This is a genomic window from Paenibacillus cineris, from assembly GCF_018333335.1.
In the GTDB taxonomy this organism is placed as follows: Bacteria; Bacillota; Bacilli; order Paenibacillales; family Paenibacillaceae; genus Paenibacillus_AQ; species Paenibacillus_AQ favisporus.
In genome coordinates this window covers 1-20,594 of sequence record NZ_BORU01000002.1, presented here as the reverse complement: position 1 = coordinate 20,594, position 20,594 = coordinate 1, and the positions used below count along the sequence as shown (strand labels likewise).

Here is a 20,594-nt window from a genome sequence, read left to right as displayed (position 1 = left end):
CTTTTTGCCGTAGGTGTAAGCTTGAGTTCTTCTTTTCGGAACCGAGTGATTTGCGCCCGCGTCACCTTCCTCCAGCTTCAAGCCGGATAATAGATGACCATGCTTAATCTCGTCAGCGAGCCGCCGGAATTATGGTACGTATGCGGCCGGTCGGCCTTGAACCGAATCGAGTCACCGCTCCCGATGGTATGCTCACTGTTGTTCACGCGGATGGTCAATTCCCCCTCGTACACCGTAATGTACTCCTCCGTTCCCTCACCATGCGATTCCGAAGCGAGAAATCCCCCTTTATCGATCTCGACCGCATACATCTCGAAACGCCGCTCTTCATCAAACGGGAAATAAGGATAGACCCGGTATTTGCCGTTGTCTTCAGATAGCTGCTGGACCTCACTTTTCTGAATCACTTTGGTGTCAGGCTGGGGCTGGTTAATCAGCGACGTGAACGAAATTTTGAGACCGTTGGCGATTTTCCAAATGGTTGTGATTGTCGGGCTCGATTCGCCCCTCTCGATTTGGCCGATCATCGTCTTGCTGACCCCGGTGAGCTCGGCTACTTTTTCCAGACTGAGCTTTTTATTGTCACGGATGCTCTTCAAATTCCGCGCGATAATCAGATTGATTTCTTCCATGGGCACACCTCTTTCAATCGATTATGTACAATATAACGATCACAATGTACAATATGAAGTATAAATACGTTATAGCGTAATTTTCGGACATTATAACATACAAATGAAGGAGACCCAAGATGCCTGTATTTTCGTTTCTTGTCTATATTGTAGTAAGCACCTTTACCCCAGGCCCCAACAACTTTATGGCGATGCTGTTTGCTCACCGGTACGGTTTTCGACGAACGATCCGATTTTGTCTGGGCGTTGGCGCCGGCTTTTTTATCGTTGCACTGCTGTGCAGTTACTGCAATCTGCTGCTCAAAAATCTCATTCCCGGCATCCGGTGGTGGATGACGATTCTTGGAGCGGCCTACATGCTGTATCTCGCCGTTAAAATCATGTTCCACCGCAAAAAGGCAGCGAGCAGCAGGGAGGACAAAAACAACCGCTTTCTGACGGCGGCGCTGCTGCAGTTTATCAATCCCAAAGGCATTTTGTACGCCATAACGGCCGTATCCACCTTTATTCTCCCGTACCATTCTTCCCATCTGGCCTTGATCGGCTTCTCTTTGTTTCTGGCACTCTTGAGCGTGATAAGCACCTTCTGTTGGAGCATGTTCGGCTCCATATTTCAGCGATGGCTGTCAGCATACCAGACCCCGTTTAACGTCGCGATGGGCCTGCTTCTCGCATACAGCGCCGTTTCCATCCTGGTCGAATAAATGTGGAGCCGGCGAGCGCCTGCCTGCAGATCATTCACAGAAATTAGCACGCATACAGCGGGCACCTTTTCTCTTGCAGGATCAGGTAGCGGCCCGTTCCCCCATTCTTATGTAAAAAGGAGCCGTCCCCGGCTCCTTTTCTATGTTCGTATGGATCCGCTTTACAGCGTTTCGCTCCAGTCATGCACCATGCTGCCTTCCAGGAACTTCTCGCAGTCCATGGCGGCCATGCATCCGGTACCGGCAGCGGAAATCGCTTGGCGGTAACGCACGTCCTGCACATCGCCGCAGGCGAATACGCCTGGAATGTTCGTTTCGGTCGTTCCCGGCTTCACCTGAATGTAGCCGATTTCGTCGGTCGTAATCTGACCGTCGAGGAACTTGGTGTTCGGCGTATGGCCGATCGCCACGAAGACGCCGTCTGCTTCGATCAGCTCTTCTTCGTTCGTTTCATTGTTGCGGACCTTCAGTCCCTTCACGCCGTGCTCACCGGCCACGATTTCAAGCGGCGTACGGTTAAGCGACCAAATGATCTTTTCGTTCTCGCGGGCGCGGTCCTGCATAATTTTGGACGCTCTCAACTCTTCTCTCCGGTGAACCAGTGTAACGCTGGAACCGAAACGGGTCAGGAAGCTGGCTTCCTCCATCGCGGAGTCCCCGCCGCCGATCACGACGATCTTTTTGCCGCGGAAGAAAAATCCGTCGCAGGTCGCACATGTGCTGACTCCGCGTCCGACGTTTTCCTGCTCGCCCGGTATGCCCAGGTATTTGGCCGAGGCGCCTGTGGAAATAATTACGGATTCCGCCTCAATCTCTCCCATGCCTTCCACGGATAGCTTGAACGGGCGTTTGGAGAAATCGACTTTGTTGACCCAGCCGGTTTTAAACTCAGCGCCGAAGCGTTCCGCCTGCTTGCGCATGTTGTCCATGAGCTCAGGGCCCATAATGCCCTCAGGGAACCCCGGAAAGTTCTCCACCTCAGTCGTGGTGGTCAGCTGTCCGCCGGGCTGCATACCTTCGATAACCAGCGGCTTCATGTTGGCACGTGCCAGATAAATTGCGGCCGTCAGGCCGGCAGGTCCTGTTCCGATAACGATGGATTTGTACATGAGAATTGCCTCCTTTTCGAACGGAAATGAATGGGTCTATTTAGATATTCTCCGTAAATGGCCGGAAAATATCATCGCTTTCTTCATCCAGTGAACATACGCTGTCGATCCGCTTGACGTTGCGGCTCACCGTGGAGACCGAAACGCCATAGCGCTGGGCCACCTCCTGGTAAGTCAGGGCGCGTCCGTGCTTCTTGGCCGTCAAGTATTCCAGAGCCGCCGACCAGCCCTCCGCCTGCCTGATGAGAGGTGTCTCGGGATACAGCTTATTGATAAACTGGTGCCATAATTGCTGCACATGGTTTTTCTGTGCGCGGTCGGCCACCGTCTCCATGCTCTTCAGAGCCTTGTCGACGACGGACTGCAGCGTCCCGGTCCACTTGGGCAGACCCGCAGCCACTTCACGGTATGCCGCTGCCCCGACGGCCGTGCCAGGAAGTTCGGAGCTCTCAACCCCGAGATCCCGAAGCACCCGGCGCGCTTCAGCTTTGAGCTCGCTCAGCACGTCCGGGTCTTCGAGGAAGGTCATCAGCGTCTCCTTGACTTCGTCATCGGCAATCCAGGCCAAAGCCCGGATGACCTGGAGCTTGGTACCGGAATCTCCGTACCGGAGCGCCCAGGAGAAGGAAGACCGAATCAGCGGGTTGTTCTTGATCTCCTCGGACATGCCTTCCCCGTCCTTCTCCCACCGCTTCAGCTGCTCTTCAAAGGGCAGATGATATTGATAGCTGAGCTTGACGCTACCGCCGAAGCCTTCCTTCAGCTGGTCCAAATAAAACCGGGGAATTCCCGATTCCGGATCCAGCTTCATGGCCGTGCTCCAGTAACGGGCCGCCTCCTTGCTTCTGCCGCTGTTATAAGCGGCGACCGCTGTGTAATGGTAGAGGCTCGGATCATCGTTGAGCTCGTCATCCTTCAACAGTCGGCGGAAATGACCGTAGGCCGCTTCATGCCGGCCCAGAATCCCCATCGTCGTCGCAAGCTTGAATACATGTTCCTGATGAAAGGGAACCGTAACCTCCAGCATCTTCATCATGCCATCTAAAGCTTCAGTATCCCCTTCATGCTGGTAAAAAACCGCCAGGTTGCACAGTCCGTGCAAATTACCCGGCTCCAGGGACAGTACTTCGCCGATGGTCTCCTTGGCTTTGCGGAACAAGCCCATGTAATAATAAGCAAGGGACAGGTTGTTGCGCGCCGCAAGAAAGTCGGGGTCTTCCTTCACGATGCCTTCCAGCAGCTCGGCCGCCTGCCCAAACTTCCCTTCTTCCATCAGGGACCGCGCGCGCTCGTGCTCCACGATGCCCCCGCGGCTCTTGATCCGGCTCAGCTTGGTCGGCCGCTTCAGCTCATACTGAAGCAGCTCCATCATTTCTTCCGCTTCGTCCAAAAATTGCCCGGCCGGGTCCTCCTCCAAATACGTGACCAGTGCGCGTTCCGCTTCCTCAAAGTTCTCCATGTTGGCGTAATTGTTGGCCATATAGAAGTAACACTCTGTCATGGTCGCATCCACATGCTCCAAAATGTGCGCAAGAACGGCGTTTGATCCTTCATAATCGCCCATCTCTGATAATATACCCGCCATATTGCAATGATTCACCGGATTTTCCGGTTCATATTCAACAGCTTTGCGAAAATATTTTAATGCCTTATCGTATCGGTGCCGGTCCAGAGACCGAACCGCTCGTTCAAAAAAGAAATTGGCATCCATTTGAATGGGTATTACTTTTTGGTGTAGGTCCTCCGCCCGCAGATGATAATCGTTCATTCCTAAGCAAGGCACCTCCTTGATTGCTGGATAGAACGAACTGAAGCCACCGCTTCGCCCCTCTGGAATCAGAGAGTACATACGCCGAACTTTAAGTTCAATCTATCCAGAACAGTATACCATAAGATGCAAGGGGCATCTAAGCCATAATCTACTATAACTAAAAACACCCATCGACGTAATTCTCAGGAGCCAGACCACGTTTAGCGGTAGTTTTTCTTGCGATATAAGGGGGCCAGCATCTTTGAAGCTTAAACTTTCTTATATCTAAAGAGAAATCTACAATCGAGCTTTATTCAAGGAAGCCAGACCGCGTTTAGCGGAAATTTCTCTTGCGATATAAGGGAGCCCGTTTCTTCGTAGCTAATCCTTTCTTATATCTAAAGAAAAATGTACATCGACGTAAATTCATTGAAGACAGACCGCGTCCATCTCCCGCGTAAGCGCAAAAAGACCCCGGGGCAGCTATACCCCGGCGTCCTTGAATAAAGTGGCGATCGACCCGCCCTCGATAATAATCCGTGTAGCCCGCGCCAGCATCGGCGCAATCGTCAAGATGTGCAGCTTCTCCGGCCGCGCTTCCGGGATGGCGATCGAATCCGTCACCACGATCTCCCGGATATGGGGATGATCGAGCCGCTGCAGCGCGTCGCCCGAGAACAGGCCGTGCGTGGCGCATACAATCGCCTCGGACGCCCCGCGCTCCTTCAGGCCCTCGACCACATTGACGATCGTCGATCCCGTATCGATCAAGTCCTCGATGATGATCGGCGTCCGTCCCTTCACATCGCCGATGACATGCGTAATGACAGACTCGTTATGCGCAGGTCTCTTCTTGATCATGATCGCAAACGGAGAATCGAGGTGATTCGCCAGCTTCTCCGCGGTGGACGCCCTTCCGGCGTCCGGCGACACGATGACCGGCCGGTCGATTTGAAGCGATTTCAAATGAGCGCTGATGAGGTCCAGCGCCGTGAGATGGTCGACGGGAATATTAAAAAAACCCTGAATAGCAGGTGCATGCAAATCAACAGTAATGACCCGGTTCGCCCCGGCCGTCGTCAGCACGTCCGCCACCATTTTGGCCGTAATCGGTTCACGCGGTGCGGACTTGCGTTCCTGGCGGGCATACCCGTAATAAGGAACGATAATGTTCACCGTACGGGCCGAAGCCCGCTTGGCCGCGTCAATCATGACCAGCAGCTCGACGAACAGTTCATTAATGGGGTGAGACAGGGACTGAACGAGGAAGACGTCGCAGTTGCGGATGCTTTCCTCATAGTTCACATAGATTTCCCCGCTTTTGAAACGGGAAAGCTTAACGCTGCCCAGCTCCGCACCCAGCATGTCGCAAATTTTTTCAGTTAGAACAGGATTCGATGATCCGGAAAAAATACGCAGCTTATGTTGCATACGACCCTCCTGATAACCCGTCTTCTATACTTAGATTATACATCGGTTCGCTCCCGGAATGAAATCGCGCCGATGAGTCCGGCGGAAAAAATGTTTCCGTCCTTGTCATCGGCGCCACTTCAGACGGCCCTGAGCCTGCAGCAAACCGTACACTTACAAGCCTGCTTATACCTCCAGCGGAATCCGGCTGCTCTTCCGCCCTTCGAAAACAACGAGTTCGCGGAAGCCAACCTCCCAGAGCATGTTCCGGGCGGCTTCCAAATTCTCGCCCAGCTTGAGCGGATCATGAGCGTCTGAGCCCACCGTGAGCGGAATGCCCAGCCGGTATGCCTCCTCCAGCATGCGCCGAGACGGGAACATTTCCGCGCAGGGCTTGGACAATCCCGACGCATTCAGCTCCATTGCTACCCCGCTGGCCGCGACAGCGGCAAGGGCGGCGTTTTCCAGCGCTTCTACTTCGCTCGCAGCCTCGGGGCCTGGCTGGTACCCGAACCGCTTGATCACGTCCAGATGGCCCATAATGTCGTAAAAGCCGGTGGCAGCCGCCTTTTTCACCGCATCATAATACGTTTCGTATACCTTCAGGACATCCTTGCCTTCCCAGCCTTGCACCTGACGGTGGTCCGTAATGTCCCATTCGCCCAAAAAGTGTACCGAGCCAATAATGTAATCCCAAGGGTATGCGTTTACGATCTTCTCAATTTCCGCCTCATAGCCCTCGATGTAGTCGCCCTCCAGGCCGACCCGAATGTCGATTTGGCCGCGGTAGCGCTCCTTCAACGACAGGCACTCCTCCACATATCGCGGAAGCTCCTCCATCGGCATCGCCATCTCCGGGTAATACGAAGCCGGGTCCACATGAAGCAGCGGCATATGGTCGGACAAACCGATCTGTCCCAGCCCGATGTCAACCGCGCGGCGCACATATTCCTCAAGCTCGCCTACGGCGTGGCCGCACCGGACATGGTGGGTATGGTAATCGATGTACATAGCGGTTTCCCCCTAATCCCGGCGGGGACGCTCGTGGCGGCGGTCCAGCTCGGCCATGATATCATCCAGGGGCAGCTTGCGTTCCTGCAGCAGCACCAGAAGGTGATAGATCAGGTCGCTGACCTCAAGGCGCAGCTCGTCGTTGTCCTTGTTTTTGGCCGCGATGATCGTCTCGGCGGTCTCCTCGCCGACCTTTTTCAGAATTTTATCGACGCCTTTGTCAAAAAGATAGGTCGTATACGCGCCTTCCGGACGCTCCTTCTCGCGTTCCGCGATCACCTGCTCGAGCTCCTCCAGCACCGCAAAGCGGTGTCTTCCTTCGCCCGCCGCACCGACCCCTTCGGCCGATTGCTCCTGTCCCGGAACGGCAATGCCGCGATAAAAGCACGTTTCCTCGCCGGTATGGCATGCCGGACCCTTCGGATGGACCAGGAACAGCAGCGTATCCCCGTCGCAGTCATAGCTGGCGGACACAATGCGCTGAGTGTTGCCCGATGTCGCTCCCTTGTTCCACAGCTCCTGCCGCGAGCGGCTCCAGAACCAGGTCTCCCCGGTTTCGATCGACCGCTTGAGCGATTCTTCGTTCATATAAGCCATCATCAGCACATTACGCGTCGTGGCGTCCTGAATAATAGCGGGTACGAGGCCGGCCTCGTCATAACGGATTTGCCCCTGCACCTGCTCCAGGGAGAATTGCTGTATGTTGCTGCTCATCGGATTTCAACCCCTTTTTGCTTTAAGTCCTGCTTTAATTCCGGTATCGATATTTCCTTATAGTGAAAAATGGTAGCTGCCAAGCCCGCATCCGCCTTCCCCTGCGTGAAGACTTCGGCAAAATGCTCCTTCGTCCCCGCTCCGCCTGAAGCGATCACCGGAATCCGGACAGCGTCCGCGACCGCCGCGGTGAGAGGAAGGTCAAAGCCGTCCTTCGTGCCGTCAGCGTCCATGCTCGTCAGCAAAATCTCTCCCGCTCCGAGGGCTTCCGCTTCCTTCACCCAGTTCAGCGCCCGGATGCCCGTGGCTTTCCGTCCGCCGTGCGTGTAGACCTCCCACTCGCCCCAAGCCTCGTTATACTTGGCGTCTACAGCCACGACGATACACTGTGAGCCGAACCGGCGCGCCCCTTCAGATACGAGCTGGGGATTCAGGACGGCCGCCGTGTTGATGCCGATTTTGTCCGCGCCTGCGCGCAGAATCCGCTTCATGTCATCGACATGGGAAATACCGCCGCCTACCGTGAACGGAATCGCGATTTCCCCTGCGGTTTGCCGCACGACCTCCACCATGGTGGCGCGTCCTTCCACCGACGCCGAAATGTCCAGGAATACCAGCTCATCCGCGCCTTCCTTGTCGTACAGCGCCGCGAGTTCCACCGGATCGCCCGCGTCCCGCAAATTTTCAAAATTAACACCCTTCACCACACGGCCGTCCTTAACGTCCAGGCAGGGAATGATTCGTTTTGCCAGCATGGGCCTCGCTCCCTCTCATTTCGTGCTCACATGGTAGTCTGACTACCGTTTACCCCTTTATATCTGCAAAAGAGAGCTTCCGCTCTCTCTATCCTCACACTTATGCTTGTTCAGCGATTCGCCGCAGCGCATCCGCAAGCTGAATGCTGCCCGTGTACAACGCCTTTCCGACGATAGCTCCGCCCACGCCGTCGCCGCGGTGTCCGCTGAGGTTCAGCAGGTCCTCGGTGACCGTCACGCCGCCCGAAGCGATCACGGTGCGTCCGCTGGCTTTGGCCAGCGACACGATAGCCTCGATGTTCGGCCCCTGCATCATGCCGTCGCGGGAGATATCGGTGAAGATGAACGTTTCCGCTCCTTTGGCCGCCAGCTCTTTAGCCAGTTCCTCTGCCTTAACCTCCGATGTCTCCAGCCAGCCGCGGGTCGCCACATAGCCGTTCCGCGCATCGATTCCGATTGCCACGCGGTCTCCATAAGTGCCGAGCACCGCCTCAGTAAAGGCGCGGTCCTCGATCGCCGCCGTGCCGATAATGACACGGCTCACGCCAAGGCCCAGCAGGCGCTTCACGTCATCCAGGGTGCGCAGTCCGCCCCCCACTTGAACGGGGACCTGAACGCCTTTGGCAATGGCTCCAATGACCTCGTCGTTCACCGGGCGTCCTGCCTTGGCGCCGTCCAGATCCACCAAATGAATATAGGCACCGCCCTGTGCTTCCCAAGCCTTGGCGGCCTCGAGCGGGCTGTCGTTATATACCGTTTCCTGATTGTAATCCCCTTGAACCAGCCGTACGCACTTGCCTCCGCGAATATCGATGGCCGGATAAATGATAAATGAAGACATCGTTTTCCCCGCTTTCCTGTTATTCAACGCCGGTCAAGAAGGCGTTAGACCTTCGCTCCCGTCAGCCGCAAAAAGCTGCGCAGCAGCTGCACGCCCAGCTCACCGCTTTTCTCCGGATGAAACTGCATGCCATACACCGACCCCCGGCCCACGATCGCGGTCACCGGACGGCCGTAATCCGTTACCGCCAGCAAATCGGCGGGTTCGTCCGGCAGCACATGGTACGAGTGGACGAAGTACACATGGCCCTCCGTAAGGCCGCTGAAGAGCGGGCTTTCCTTTTGCACAAACTCCAGCCGGTTCCAGCCCATGTGCGGCACCTTCAGCTCCCCGTCCGGGAAGCGGACCACCCGACCCGGCAAGATGTTGAGCCCTTCGTGATGGCCATGCTCCTCGCTGCTGCCAAACAGCAGCTGCATGCCGAGGCAGATGCCGAGCAGCGGCTTGCCGCCCTCAGCGGCCTCCCGAACTACCCGGTCAAGCCCGGTTTCGCGCAGGTGCTCCATCGCGTCGCCAAACGCGCCAACGCCGGGCAGGATGACGCCGTCAGCCCCAAGAATGGCTTCGCGGTCGCCCGTCACAAGCGCCTCGGTGCCAAGACGTTCGACGGCCTTGCTGACGCTGTGCAGGTTGCCCATGCCGTAATCCACAATGGCGATCGTCACGGTTACAGCACTCCCTTCGTTGATGGAACCCCCGTAACCCGTGGATCGATACTGGTCGCCTCATCCAGCGCACGCCCCAGCGCCTTGAACACCGCTTCGATCATATGGTGCGTGTTCTGGCCGTAATGAACGATGACATGCAGCGTGATGCGTGCCTCCAGCGCCAGCTTCCACAGAAACTCATGCACCATTTCGGTGGAGAAGCTTCCGACTTGGCTGGAAGGATACTCCGCCCGGTATTCAAAATGGGGACGATTGCTCACGTCGATCACGACCTGAGCTAGCGCCTCATCCATTGGAATAAACACGTTCGCGTAGCGCTTGATGCCCTTTTTATCGCCGAGCGCTTCCCTTAATGTATGGCCGAGGCAGATGCCGATGTCCTCCACCGTATGGTGGTCGTCAATTTCGATATCGCCTTTGGCCTTCACTTTCAAATCAAACTGGCCGTGCTTCGTAAACAGGTCCAGCATATGGTTCAGAAAAGGCACATCCGTTTCCAGTTCGGATACCCCGGTGCCATCTACGCCAAACGTCAGCTGAATGTCGGTCTCGTTCGTTTTGCGGCTGATGCTTGCACGGCGTTCGCTGCTTTGATTAGTCATGTTCTAGTCTCTCCTTTCGATTTCGCGTTTCAGCCGGACCTCAATGGCCCGGGCATGCGCTTCCAGCCCCTCGCCGCGCGCCAGCTCCATAATCGCTTCGCCGTTTTTCAGGAGCGCTTCCTTGCTGTAGTAGATCATGCTGGACTTTTTAATAAAATCATCGACATCGACCGGCGAAGAAAACCGGGCCGTGCCGTTTGTCGGAATGATGTGGTTGGGCCCGGCAAAATAGTCCCCTACCGGCTCGGAGCTGTATGCTCCGAGAAAAATTGCCCCGGCATTCTCGATCAGCCCGACAATCGCCATCGGATCCTGGACCATCAGCTCCAGGTGCTCCGGCGCCAGCCGGTTGACGACCGATATGCCCTCCTTCAGCGTCTCCACCACGATGATGGCTCCGTAGCCCTCCACCGAAGCCGCGGCGATATCCCGGCGGGGCAGGCTCTCCAGCTGCCGCTTCACCTCGGCAGCGACCGCGTCCGCCAGCTGCCGCGAAGGCGTCACCAGAATCGCGGACGCCATCTCGTCATGCTCGGCCTGGGACAACAGGTCGGCCGCCACGAATTCGGGGTCGGCCTGCTCGTCGGCCAGCACGACGATTTCGCTCGGCCCGGCGATGCTGTCGATGTCGACCGCACCGTACACTTCCCGCTTGGCCAGCGCGACATAAATATTGCCCGGCCCGCAGATCTTATCCACCGGCGCGATCGTCTCCGTGCCGTACGCCAGTGCCGCGATGGCCTGGGCGCCGCCAACCCGGTAAATTTCATGGACGCCGGCTTCCGCGGCCGCCACCAGAATGTACGGGTTGATGCCCTCTTTTCCGCCCGTCGCCGGCGGTGTCACCATGACGATCTCCGGAACGCCCGCCACCTGGGCCGGAATGACATTCATCAGCACGGACGACGGATAGGCCGCTTTCCCGCCCGGCACATAGACGCCGACCCGCTTCAGCGGACGGATGATTTGCCCCAAGATGCTGCCGTCAGGCTGCAGATCCATCCAGGAGTTTCTTTTCTCTCTCTCGTGGAACGCGCGAATGTTGCGCGCCGCAGCCGAAATCGCTTCGACGAACGATGGCTCAACCTTTGTGTAGGCCGCCTTCAGCTCCTCTTCGGTCACGCGCAGGCCCGATGCCGTCAGCTTCGTGCGGTCGAGCTCTTCCGTGTACCGGAGCAGCGCTGCATCGCCCTCCTGCTTTACGTCCTGCACGATCCGTTTGGCGGCTGCATTTTGCTCCGGCGTGCCGTACTCGACCTCCCGCCGCAGATCAAAATCCTCAACCGGTACGATTTTCATCCCATTCTCCCCCTCTGCTATCTCTTCGCCATCTCCCGAACTATTCCGAAGCGGAAATCACTTTCTGAAGCCGGTCGCAGAGCGACTGGATTTGCCCGTTCTTCATCCGGTAGCTCACCCGGTTGGCCACCAGACGGCTCGTTATTTCAAAGATGCTGTTCATTTCCACCAAACCGTTTTCCCGGAGAGTCTGACCGGTTTCCACCATATCGACGATCCGGTCGGAAAGCCCGATCAACGGCGCAAGCTCGATGGAACCGTTCAGCTTGATCACCTCGACCTGCTGCCCCTGCTCGCGGAAATACTGCGACGCCACGTTCGGGTACTTCGTTGCTACGCGCTGCTGAATGCCCGGCTTCCAGTCGGGCAGACCGATCACGGACATCCGGCATCTGGCGATACCTAAGTCCAGCAGCTCGTAGACATCGCGGTTTTCTTCCATCAGTACATCCTTGCCGACGATGCCGATGTCCGCGGCGCCGTATTCCACGAAGGTCGGCACATCCACCGGTTTGGCCAGAATGAATTCCATGTCCAGCTCCGGCAGCGGAATGACCAGTTTGCGCGACTCATCGACCTCTTCCGGGATCGGAAGACCGGCTTCACGGAACAATGCCGACGCTTTTTTATAGATCCGCCCTTTCGGCATCGCCACTTTTAAAGTTTCTGCCAACGTTCTCCCTCCTGCTTCTCATGTTCATCTATCTCAATTCGCTGTTTATGTTTCTCTAAACCTGCCCCAGGTTCCCTTTACCCCAAACTCCCGCCAAAAGTGATAACCTCTCCATAAGCTTGGCTGGTCGCCCCTGGTTGCGCCGCATCCGGGCCGGTATGATCCCCGTCGATCAACAGCGTAACAACCGATTGTCCCTGCGCACGAAGCCTCGCCGCCTCCGCCAGGCCTTCCTTGCGATGAGCTGCGTCATAACGAACGAGAACAGGCAGCACAGCCGCTTCCTGCTCGCCGTTGACGCCATCCAGAATACGGTTCGTTTTCAGCGCGAATCCCGTCGCCGGAACATCCCGTCCAAACTGCTTCAGCAGATTGTTGTACCGTCCGCCGCTGCAGACCGGGAAGCCAAGCTCGGAGGCATAGCCTTCAAACGTCATTCCTGTATAGTAGGAAAAGTCTCCGATCATCGTCAGATCGATAAGCACGTGCTCCGACACGCCGTACGCCTCCAGCACCTCCCATACTTTGCACAAATGGCTGATGGATGCTCTTGCGAGCGGATGACCGCTCAGCTCCAGCGCCTGATCGCAAATTTCCTGGCCTCCGCGCAGACGGAGAAGCCCTTCTAGCCAATTCCGCTGTTCATCCGTTACACCCAGCTCGCTGATCGTTTTACGGAAACCGACGAAGTCGCGGCTGAGCAGGCCCTCTTTAAGTGATTGCTGAGCTTCGGTTGATCCCGGGAGGATTTCATCAAACAACCCGTTGAGAAACCCGACGTGGCCCATGGCAATTTTAAAAGAGGACACTCCTGCCGCCTTCAAAGATTCGATGGCCAGCGCCACGACCTCGGCATCCGCTTCGGGTGAATCGTCACCGACGAGCTCGACGCCGGTCTGAAAAAATTCCGCTTCCCGTCCGGCTTCTTCCTCAATGGCCCGGAACACGTTCGCGTGGTAAGACAGCCGAATGGGCAGAGGCTCTTCCTTCAGCAGCGACGAGACCACCCGGGCGATCGGAGCCGTCATATCCGAACGAAGCACCAGTGTGGTGCCCCGGTTATTCAACAATTTAAACAGCTTGCGGTCCGACGTGGAGCTTGCCACGCCTACCGTATCGTAATATTCCATCGTCGGCGTCATGATTTGCCGGTAACCCCAGCGGCTCATGCAGTCAAGCACGTCGCGCTCGATCCGGCGCAGCTTGGAGACCGCATAAGGCACATAATCGCGGACGCCTGAAGGCTTTTCAAAACCTTTCGGCTTGGTCACGTTCCATCACCTCGAACAGTTATATTTCTTCATCGCGTTAAAGTGCTACCATACTACCAAAGTAAAGAATAATGGCTATATTAACATGAAAAGGCAGATTCGTCAATTGCCATACGTTTCACTTCCGTGCACTTGCCTCGGCTTGATACAAAAAAAACATTCAAAATCCAAGCTTTTGAATGTTTTCGTATGTGCGGCGCTGCCTTTATTCATCCGATGCCGGCACGGGCGAGGAATGCGCCTCCTCCTCCGTTTTCGAATCCGAACGTCTCAGCTCGCGCAGCGGGTTTCCGCCGACAAAGGCACCCGCCGGCACGCTCTTGTGCACGACGGACCCGGCGGCAATGACAGCGCCGTCCCCAATCGTGACTCCCGGCAAAATGGTCGTATTTGCTCCGATCAGCACATTGCTGCCGATCAGGACTTGTCCCAGCCGGTATTCCTTAATCAGATATTCGTGGGCGAGAATCGTCGTGTTGTACCCGATCACCGAATTGTCCCCGATCGTAATGTTCTCCGGAAAAAACACGTCCACCATGACCATCAGACCGAAGGCGGCATGCTCTCCCACCTTCATCCCCAGCAGGTGACGGTAGATCCAATTCTTTAGCGGAAGAATCGGGCAGTACCGGGCCGCCTGTATACATATGAAATTTTTAACCCCTTTCCAAGGGCTGACCGTTCTATAGATTTGCCACAGCGCGTTCGGGCCTTCGACCGGGTAACGGGTCACGTTTCTGCTCACAATCGCCTTACTCCTGTTCCACCAAGGAATATAAATCGGTCATATCATGCAGTATGTAATCCGGATTATACTCGCGGAGCACCTTCTCGCCTTTCAGCGACCAAGCGACCCCTGCAGACAGGGCGCCTGCCGCCTTGGCGGATTGAATATCCACCGGGCTGTCCCCGACCATCAACGTTGCTGCCGGATCCGCTCCAAGCTGGCTGATGGCCATCAGCACAGGCTCCGGATGCGGTTTGGGATGCTCGACGTCCATCACCGTTACAATCGCCTTCATATACTTGTCCAGCCCAAACATCTCCAGCACCCGGAACGTCCCTGGCTTGTTTTTGGTGGTCACAACCCCCATCGTAATGCCGCGCCGGTCCAGTTCCTTGATTACCTCCAGCACATGCGGAAAAGGCTGTACCATCTCGTCGTGATGAGCGTCGTTATACGTTCTGTAAGCCTGGTGAAAATGGGTCACATCCTCGCTCCCCGAGAAAAACTGGAGCTGCTGCTCCAGCGTCATCCCCATTTTTGGAATGATCACTTCCCGGGTCAGGGGAGTCGGCACATGCTTCTCCAGTACATGCATAAACGAGCTGATAATCAATTCATTCGTATCAATAATCGTTCCGTCCAAATCAAACAGTACGGTATCTATCATGCTGTCGTTACTCCTTTTTGTCCTCCACTACGGCGTTCTCCTCGCGGTGCTCAGGGGTAGCAACGGGTTCTACTTTAGCATCATGATCCAGCGCGGTTGCTTCCGGCACCGTATCTTTCGGCGCTTTCGTCGAGACGATCGGATCCAGATAATGCTCCTTCGCCTGACCGGTTGTACGGCGCACAATGATCAATACAATGGCGACGACGATAATCAGGATGGCCAGGAGCTGGGAAATGCGGACATTTCCGTAGTTCGGGTCAAGCGCACCGTGCTCGAATCCCATCCACTCCATCGGTTTCCACAAACCGTTAACCATCGATGCCAGCCATTCCGGACCCTTAAAAGCAAGGCTGTCCGTCCGCAGTCCTTCGATAAAGAACCGCCCGATCGAGTACCAAATAAAATAAGAAAGGAACAATTCAGCCGCGCGCAAAAACTTTTGACGACGGAGAATAAACAAAATGATGATGCCCACCAAGCTCCATAACGATTCGTACAGGAAGGTCGGATGGTGGTATACGCCCTCGACGTTCATTTGGTCTACGATAAAAGCAGGCAAATGCAGATTGTTCCGCAGGAAAAACTCATTCACCGGACCGCCGTACGCTTCCTGGTTCACATAGTTGCCCCAGCGACCGATCATTTGCCCCGTAAGCAGGCTGGGTGCACAAATGTCGGCAATGCGCCAGAAGTTGTACCCTCTGTAACGGAAATAGATGATGGCGCAAATGATCGCTCCGATCAGCGCACCGTAAATGGCAATCCCGCCGTTCCATATTTTAAAAATGTCCAGCAGGTTGTTCTTGTAATCGTCCCACATGAAGGCCACGAAATAGATCCGTGCCCCGATAATAGCCGACGGTACTCCCAGCAGCAGCAAGTCCATGAAAAATTCAGGCATAATGCCGAATCTTCTGCCTTCCCGGATGGCCAGGAGGAGGCCAACCAGCGCCCCCAAGCCCAGGATCAGACCGTACCAGTGAACCGACAGGGATCCAATCGAGAAAGCGATCGGATTAATTAGCAATGTAGCCATGTATCCACTCTCCTAGTCCATATCGTCCATATCTTCTGCAATGGTGGCTGTGAGCTTATTCGTAAACTGCAGGGCCGCATTCAGACCCATTTGCTTCAGCCGGTAATTCATGGCCGCCACTTCGATGATGACCGCAAGGTTACGTCCCGGACGTACCGGAATAGTCACGAGAGGAATGTCGGTATCGATGATTTTGGTCGTTTCTTCATCCAGTCCGAGCCGGTCGTACTGTTTATCCTGCTGCCAGGCCTCAAGCTTGACGACAAGCGTAATTCGTTTGTTGTTCCGGATTGCTCCGGCTCCGAACAAGGTCATGACGTTGATGATCCCGACGCCACGGATCTCCAGCAGATGGCGAATCAGCTCAGGAGCCGATCCGTGCAGCTGAAAGTCCGAGGTCTGCCGGATTTCCACCGCATCATCAGCGATCAGCCGGTGGCCCCGTTTGACCAATTCCAGTGCGGTTTCACTCTTGCCGATGCCGCTGCTGCCGGTAATCAGCATGCCTACCCCATAGACGTCGCACAATACGCCATGAATGGTAGTGGTCGGCGCCAGCTTTCTCTCCAGAAAGCCGGTAATCCGGCTGGACAGGATGGTCGTCGCCATATTGCTCCGCAGGATGGGCAGGTTCTTTTCCTGGCTAAAATGGATCAATTCCTCGGGCACATCCAGCCCTCTCGTGACAACAATACAAGGCGTCTCCTCGCTGCTGCACAGGCGCTCCATCCGTTCTTTCCGTTCTTCTGCCGTAAGCATGGCAAAAAAGGCCAGCTCCGTTCGTCCCAGCAGCTGCACCCGTTCCTCAGGATGATATTCAAAATAACCTGCCATTTCCAGACCCGGTCTGTTTAAATCGTCTGTCGTGATGGCCCGTCTTAGGCCGTGTTCCCCTGAAATGACCTCCAGCTGAAATTGCTGGACCAATTCAGATACTCTTACTTTCTTAGCCATTTCACGTCTCCCTTTCTATCAGCTGGCTCTTCTGTCAGCCGACTGCCGCCGGTCAAACCATGAATTTTCTAATGTACCCATCGTAAATGATATTTCCCATGAATGCAATGTCAGCCGCCTATTCGCTCCAAATACAAAAGAGCCGCCCGAAAGGGCGGCTCTTCATCTTCAGGCATTCCGCCTGGAATTAGTCAGCCAACAATACGTTCAGCTCAGACTCTTTGTCGAAGATATGAATTTTGTTCATGTCGACAGCCAAACGAGCGCTGTTGCCTTCACGAGTCGTAGAACGTCCGTCTACACGGGCGATAACGGTGTCGTTACCCAATCCGCTCAGGTAGAGGAGCATTTCGTGACCAAGGTTTTCTGTTACGTCTACATGGGCCGTGAAGATCGTATTCGGAGATGCTTCCAGGAATACAGGCTCTTCATGAATATCTTCCGGACGAACGCCCATGATCACTTCTTTGCCGATGTAGCCTTTGCTCTTGAGGATTTGCGCTTTACCGCCTGGAACTTCTACGTCAAGTCCTTGGGATTTGAAGCGTACAGAACCGTTGGACTCGCTGAGTGTTCCGTTAATAAAGTTCATGGTAGGCGATCCGATAAAGCCGGCAACAAAAAGGTTGTTTGGATTGTTGTACAGCTCTTCCGGAGAAGCGGCTTGTTGAATAATGCCGTCCTGCATAACCACGATACGGTCACCCATCGTCATGGCTTCCGTCTGGTCATGTGTTACGTAGATACAAGTGGTTTCAAGGCGTTTCACCAGTTTCGTGATTTCCGCACGCATCTGACCACGAAGTTTAGCGTCCAAGTTGGAAAGCGGTTCGTCCATCAGGAAGACTTGAGGATCACGCACGATCGCACGACCCAAGGCAACACGCTGACGTTGACCACCGGAAAGAGCTTTTGGCTTACGATCCAGCAAATGCTCGATATCGAGGATTTTCGCAGCTTCACGTACACGTTTATCAATTTCATCCTTTTTCACTTTACGCAGCTTCAGACCAAAGGCCATGTTTTGGTATACGTTCATGTGTGGATACAAAGCGTAAGACTGGAACACCATCGCGATATCGCGGTCTTTAGGAGCTACATCGTTCACGACGCGGTCGCCAATGTAAAGTTTACCGTCAGAGATTTCTTCCAGACCGGCGATCATACGAAGCGTCGTAGATTTACCGCAACCGGAAGGACCTACCAACACCAGAAACTCCTTATCCTTGATATCAAGGTTGATATCCATAACTGTTGCTTTGTCAGAACCCGGATACTTTTTGAAAATATGCTCTAAACGTACACCTGCCATGTGAATTTGCCCCCTTAGTGTATAGTTATGAAATCGAATACATTATGATAGTTATATATTACCCAACATCTCGCAGACTGGCTATACACAATCTGCACAAAAAACCTATTTTCTTTTCGTCACTTTATACAATAGCATCGTCAGCTTCACCAAAACCGCGTCCCCAAAGCTTCTAACGTCCAGATTGGTCTCTTGTTTGATCTTATCGAGCCGGTATAAAAGGGTGTTTCGGTGAATATATAGTCGCTTCGCCGTCTCGCTGACATTACAGTCGAGCTGAAAGAAAGTCTCCAACGTCGACAAGGTCTCGTTGTCGCTGAACAATACGCCGTGGTCCCCTGCTTGTTCGAGAAAGCGGCGGCGCTGCTCCATCGGGATGCTGTAGATTAAACGCTCCAGCAGCAGCTCCCATGGGAAGTGAACATGCTCCGACACATGAAACGTCCGTCCCAAGAAAATGGTTTCCCGAAGCATGCCTACCGTGCCTGGCAGTGACTTCAAGGGGATGAACGAAGGCGCGGCGGATAGATGAAAAGCACCAACCCATTCGCTTGCAATCAGCTCATAGAGCCCCATACAGAACGCGGAGAGCATGTCTGTTTCCGATTCGCCGTTATCCTCTTCTTTCTCGTCATTACTGCCGGCCACCAGTTCTTTTCTGGCCAAGATGAGCCATTCGTTGTCGCGGAGAGCAGCAAGCACCACCTCTCCATCGAAGTAGCTGCGCAGCAGCTTTTTAAGCTGGCTCCCCTTTACATCGGAGGCATGGATACTCTCACAAGTCAGCAAAAAGGGAGTCATCTCTGCGGAAAGCAGACGTTTTAGTTCCAAATCGTCAGGCAATTCGGCATCGTCGTGTCCCAGGTCGAGCTGCTCTTGAATCCATTGACTGAGTCTCAGGAGATCCCGTTCCTCATCGCCCTGGGCTTCCACAGCATCACCCGTTTGCTCTCTTACCGCAGACAGCAGTACACCGATCAAGCGGGATACTTCATCATTGACCAGCTCAGAACCGGCTTCAATTACGTGTACCCGCCCGTTCTTGATAAACAGCGGGAACCAAACCTTGTCCTCCACCATCACCACATCCTGGAGACTTCTATGCTCGGTCTGCTTCCCTTTCTTCGAAGAAGCCTTGCTGGATACCGAAACGGGTAAATAAACCGCCTCCGACTGCTGTTTGCTCAGCTCCTTGATATGTAACGTTCCGCCTACGACCTGCTCCAGCTTGCTTCGTAATGTTTCCATCTCCACCATTGATGTCATCCACCACTTTGCCATTTTTATTAATCATCTTACCATATTCCTATATAAAATCGAAAACCACACTTCTTATGCACATCAGATCGTCAGCCAAAAAGAAAACAAAAAGACCATCAACCGAAAGGTTAATGGTCTTTGTGATGAGCCATGAAGGACTCGAACCTTCGACACCCTGATTAAAAGTCAGGTGCTCTACCAACTGAGCTAATGGCTCTTACAACTGGTGGAGGCTGATGGATTCGAACCACCGAACTCGTACGAGAACAGATTTACAGTCTGCTGCGTTTGGCCACTTCGCTAAGCCTCCATATAAGGTGGCTCGGGACGGAATCGAACCGCCGACACGAGGATTTTCAGTCCTCTGCTCTACCGACTGAGCTACCGAGCCATACATGCAAAAATAAAGCGGGTGATCTTAATCTTCCCACTTTACGCTGTGGAAATTCACTATGCAATACATCATCTTCAATCTATATCAAGCATATAGATGAAGTAAATAATAATGGCGGGACCGACGGGATTCGAACCCGCGGTCTCCTGCGTGACAGGCAGGCATGTTAGGCCTCTACACCACGGTCCCGCATTATTAGATGGTGCCGGCGAGAGGACTTGAACCCCCAACCTACTGATTACAAGTCAGTTGCTCTACCAATTGAGCTACACCGGCATATGATGGTGGAGGCTGAGGGGATCGAACCCCCGACCCTCTGCTTGTAAGGCAGATGCTCTCCCAGCTGAGCTAAGCCTCCAGGTATGTATGGTAGCGGCGGAGGGGATCGAACCCCCGACCTCACGGGTATGAACCGTACGCTCTAGCCAGCTGAGCTACGCCGCCATACTAAAACTTGCTAAGATGTGATTCAAATGGCGGAGAGAGAGGGATTCGAACCCTCGCACCGCTTACGCAGTCTAACCCCTTAGCAGAGGGTCCCCTTATAGCCACTTGGGTATCTCTCCAAGCATAACCTCGGTATACAAAACGTATAGCCAAGAGTAATTTCAAAACACATTCAGGAATTTGACTCCCTGAAAACTAGATACGAAACGAATCTGCGCTTTATATTTATTGGATAAGCCCTCGACCGATTAGTATTGGTCAGCTCCATGCATTGCTGCACTTCCACCTCCAACCTATCTACCTCGTCGTCTACAAGGGGTCTTACATACTGGGAAATCTCATCTTGAGGGGGGCT

The 20,594-nt window shown here is 54.5% G+C and carries 20 protein-coding genes, 8 tRNA genes and 1 rRNA gene; 1 reads left to right on the top strand and 28 read right to left on the bottom strand.

Going from position 1 to position 20,594, the window contains the following annotated elements; translation table 11 throughout:
* Positions 1 to 77 precede the first annotated feature (77 nt).
* Positions 78 to 632, bottom strand: coding sequence for a helix-turn-helix domain-containing protein (locus KI379_RS21020; RefSeq protein WP_076173180.1), 555 nt, complete (start codon positions 630 to 632; stop codon positions 78 to 80).
* A gap of 119 nt (positions 633 to 751) precedes the next feature.
* Between KI379_RS21020 and KI379_RS21015 the strand changes: the two genes are divergently transcribed.
* Entirely contained in the window at positions 752 to 1,336 is a 585-nt protein-coding gene (locus KI379_RS21015; RefSeq protein WP_212984820.1) for a LysE family transporter, read from the top strand.
* Between the two features lie 161 nt (positions 1,337 to 1,497).
* On the opposite strand, the gene trxB is transcribed toward KI379_RS21015, so the two are convergent.
* The 27 genes from trxB to KI379_RS20880 all read right to left on the bottom strand — a co-directional run.
* Positions 1,498 to 2,445: a thioredoxin-disulfide reductase gene (trxB, locus tag KI379_RS21010; RefSeq protein WP_076173182.1), complete on the bottom strand. Its 948-nt coding sequence runs from the start codon at positions 2,443 to 2,445 to the stop codon at positions 1,498 to 1,500.
* Between the two features lie 40 nt (positions 2,446 to 2,485).
* The gene (locus KI379_RS21005) at positions 2,486 to 4,213 is read right to left on the bottom strand and encodes a tetratricopeptide repeat protein (protein WP_212984819.1); all 1,728 of its coding nucleotides are present in this window, start codon (positions 4,211 to 4,213) and stop codon (positions 2,486 to 2,488) included.
* Positions 4,214 to 4,678: 465 nt separating this feature from the next.
* A complete protein-coding gene (locus tag KI379_RS21000; RefSeq protein ID WP_076173184.1) occupies positions 4,679 to 5,626 on the bottom strand; it encodes a ribose-phosphate diphosphokinase in 948 nt (315 codons plus the stop codon).
* Between the two features lie 165 nt (positions 5,627 to 5,791).
* Entirely contained in the window at positions 5,792 to 6,616 is an 825-nt protein-coding gene (gene hisJ / locus KI379_RS20995) for a histidinol-phosphatase HisJ (protein WP_212984818.1), read from the bottom strand.
* 12 nt (positions 6,617 to 6,628) lie between these two features.
* Entirely contained in the window at positions 6,629 to 7,330 is a 702-nt protein-coding gene (gene hisIE / locus KI379_RS20990) for a bifunctional phosphoribosyl-AMP cyclohydrolase/phosphoribosyl-ATP diphosphatase HisIE (protein ID WP_212984817.1), read from the bottom strand.
* Entirely contained in the window at positions 7,327 to 8,085 is a 759-nt protein-coding gene (gene hisF, locus KI379_RS20985) for an imidazole glycerol phosphate synthase subunit HisF (RefSeq protein WP_116233108.1), read from the bottom strand. Before hisF ends, hisIE begins: the two co-directional genes overlap by 4 nt.
* Before the next feature lie 100 nt (positions 8,086 to 8,185).
* Positions 8,186 to 8,926 (bottom strand): 1-(5-phosphoribosyl)-5-[(5-phosphoribosylamino)methylideneamino]imidazole-4-carboxamide isomerase, encoded by a 741-nt coding sequence (gene hisA, locus KI379_RS20980; protein WP_076173188.1) that lies wholly within the window; start codon positions 8,924 to 8,926, stop codon positions 8,186 to 8,188.
* Between the two features lie 44 nt (positions 8,927 to 8,970).
* On the bottom strand, positions 8,971 to 9,591 hold the full coding sequence (hisH, locus tag KI379_RS20975; protein ID WP_145139247.1) for an imidazole glycerol phosphate synthase subunit HisH: 621 nt from the start codon (positions 9,589 to 9,591) through the stop codon (positions 8,971 to 8,973).
* A 2-nt stretch (positions 9,592 to 9,593) separates the two neighbouring features.
* The gene (gene hisB, locus KI379_RS20970) at positions 9,594 to 10,196 is read right to left on the bottom strand and encodes an imidazoleglycerol-phosphate dehydratase HisB (protein ID WP_076173190.1); all 603 of its coding nucleotides are present in this window, start codon (positions 10,194 to 10,196) and stop codon (positions 9,594 to 9,596) included.
* Positions 10,197 to 10,199: 3 nt separating this feature from the next.
* Positions 10,200 to 11,495 (bottom strand): histidinol dehydrogenase, encoded by a 1,296-nt coding sequence (gene hisD, locus KI379_RS20965; RefSeq protein ID WP_212984816.1) that lies wholly within the window; start codon positions 11,493 to 11,495, stop codon positions 10,200 to 10,202.
* A 40-nt stretch (positions 11,496 to 11,535) separates the two neighbouring features.
* The gene (gene hisG / locus KI379_RS20960; RefSeq protein WP_076173192.1) at positions 11,536 to 12,168 is read right to left on the bottom strand and encodes an ATP phosphoribosyltransferase; all 633 of its coding nucleotides are present in this window, start codon (positions 12,166 to 12,168) and stop codon (positions 11,536 to 11,538) included.
* A 77-nt stretch (positions 12,169 to 12,245) separates the two neighbouring features.
* The gene (locus KI379_RS20955) at positions 12,246 to 13,439 is read right to left on the bottom strand and encodes an ATP phosphoribosyltransferase regulatory subunit (RefSeq protein WP_212984815.1); all 1,194 of its coding nucleotides are present in this window, start codon (positions 13,437 to 13,439) and stop codon (positions 12,246 to 12,248) included.
* Positions 13,440 to 13,644: 205 nt separating this feature from the next.
* Entirely contained in the window at positions 13,645 to 14,184 is a 540-nt protein-coding gene (locus tag KI379_RS20950; RefSeq protein ID WP_212984814.1) for an acyltransferase, read from the bottom strand.
* 7 nt (positions 14,185 to 14,191) lie between these two features.
* The gene (gene ppaX, locus KI379_RS20945) at positions 14,192 to 14,833 is read right to left on the bottom strand and encodes a pyrophosphatase PpaX (protein WP_212984813.1); all 642 of its coding nucleotides are present in this window, start codon (positions 14,831 to 14,833) and stop codon (positions 14,192 to 14,194) included.
* 7 nt (positions 14,834 to 14,840) lie between these two features.
* Entirely contained in the window at positions 14,841 to 15,872 is a 1,032-nt protein-coding gene (gene lgt, locus KI379_RS20940; protein ID WP_089549417.1) for a prolipoprotein diacylglyceryl transferase, read from the bottom strand.
* Positions 15,873 to 15,884: 12 nt separating this feature from the next.
* Positions 15,885 to 16,826, bottom strand: coding sequence for an HPr(Ser) kinase/phosphatase (gene hprK, locus KI379_RS20935; protein WP_212984812.1), 942 nt, complete (start codon positions 16,824 to 16,826; stop codon positions 15,885 to 15,887).
* 187 nt (positions 16,827 to 17,013) lie between these two features.
* Positions 17,014 to 18,138, bottom strand: a complete 1,125-nt coding sequence (locus KI379_RS20930; RefSeq protein WP_076173198.1) for an ABC transporter ATP-binding protein — start codon at positions 18,136 to 18,138, stop codon at positions 17,014 to 17,016.
* 105 nt (positions 18,139 to 18,243) lie between these two features.
* Positions 18,244 to 19,386 carry a PucR family transcriptional regulator gene (locus KI379_RS20925; RefSeq protein ID WP_244879392.1) on the bottom strand — a complete coding sequence of 381 codons (1,143 nt, stop codon included), beginning with the start codon at positions 19,384 to 19,386 and terminating at the stop codon, positions 18,244 to 18,246.
* A 156-nt stretch (positions 19,387 to 19,542) separates the two neighbouring features.
* Positions 19,543 to 19,615, bottom strand: a tRNA-Lys gene (locus tag KI379_RS20920).
* A 7-nt stretch (positions 19,616 to 19,622) separates the two neighbouring features.
* A tRNA-Tyr gene (locus KI379_RS20915) sits at positions 19,623 to 19,708 on the bottom strand.
* An 8-nt stretch (positions 19,709 to 19,716) separates the two neighbouring features.
* Positions 19,717 to 19,789 (bottom strand) — tRNA-Phe (locus tag KI379_RS20910).
* 115 nt (positions 19,790 to 19,904) lie between these two features.
* Positions 19,905 to 19,981 (bottom strand) — tRNA-Asp (locus KI379_RS20905).
* 11 nt (positions 19,982 to 19,992) lie between these two features.
* Positions 19,993 to 20,068, bottom strand: a tRNA-Thr gene (locus KI379_RS20900).
* A gap of 6 nt (positions 20,069 to 20,074) precedes the next feature.
* Positions 20,075 to 20,150 (bottom strand) — tRNA-Val (locus tag KI379_RS20895).
* A 9-nt stretch (positions 20,151 to 20,159) separates the two neighbouring features.
* Positions 20,160 to 20,236, bottom strand: a tRNA-Met gene (locus KI379_RS20890).
* Between the two features lie 30 nt (positions 20,237 to 20,266).
* Positions 20,267 to 20,358: transfer RNA gene (locus tag KI379_RS20885), tRNA-Ser, on the bottom strand.
* Positions 20,359 to 20,467: 109 nt separating this feature from the next.
* Positions 20,468 to 20,594, bottom strand: a 23S ribosomal RNA gene (locus tag KI379_RS20880); the annotation flags it as partial.